The organism is Mycobacterium sp. UM_CSW (assembly GCF_000455205.1).
In the GTDB taxonomy this organism is placed as follows: Bacteria; Actinomycetota; Actinomycetes; order Mycobacteriales; family Mycobacteriaceae; genus Mycobacterium.
In genome coordinates, this window is record NZ_AUWQ01000168.1 from 1 (window position 1) to 968 (window position 968).

Sequence of the window (968 nt, forward strand, 5' to 3'; positions counted from 1 at the left end):
GCTGGGTGCGGCGCTGGCGGCGGCCGTCGTCGCCGGCGCGGCCGACCTGGCGCCGGTGTGGGCCGCGATGCTGGCCTGGCTGGCCCTGTGGGCGCTCTACCTTTCGATCGTCAACGTCGGCCAGACCTGGTACGGCTTCGGCTGGGAGTCGTTGCTGCTCGAGGCGGGCTTCCTGATGATCTTCCTCGGCAACGACCGGGTGGCGCCGCCGGTGCTGACGCTGTGGATGGCGCGGCTGCTGCTGTTCCGGGTCGAGTTCGGCGCGGGGCTGATCAAGATGCGCGGCGACCCGTGTTGGCGCGACCTGACGTGCCTGTACTACCACCACGAGACGCAGCCGATGCCGGGGCCGTTGAGCTGGTTCTTCCATCACCTGCCCAGGCCGCTGCACCGCGTCGAGGTGGCCGGCAACCATTTCGCCCAGCTGATCGTGCCGTTCGGGTTGTTCGCGCCGCAGCCGGTGGCCAGCGTGGCCGGCGCGATCGTCGTCGTCACCCAGCTGTGGCTGGTGGCGTCGGGCAACTTCGCCTGGCTCAACTGGGTGACGATCCTGCTGGCGTTCAGCGCCATCGACGACTCGTCGCTGGCGCTGCTCTTTCCGGTGCCCGCGCATCCGGCGTGGACGGCGCCGCCGCTGTGGTTCGCCGCCGTGGTGATGGCGTTCAGTGCCGCCGTGCTGTTCCTGAGCTACTGGCCCCTGCGCAACATGCTCTCGCCGCGGCAGCGAATGAACATGTCCTTCAATCCATTTCATCTGGTGAACACGTACGGGGCGTTCGGCAGCATCGGGCGGGTCCGCCGCGAGGTGGTGATCGAGGGCACCGACGAGTTACGGGTCACCGACGAAACGGTGTGGAAGGAATACGAATTCAAGGGCAAACCCGGCGGCGTGCGACGGCTGCCGCGGCAGTGGGCCCCTTACCATCTGCGCCTGGACTGGCTGATGTGGTTCGCCGCGATCTCGCCGG

General features: G+C 68.5%; 1 protein-coding gene. It reads left to right on the plus strand.

The window, feature by feature from the left end; translation table 11 throughout:
• A partial coding sequence (locus N415_RS30250; protein WP_068189965.1) for a lipase maturation factor family protein occupies positions 1-968 on the plus strand: 968 nt, incomplete at both ends.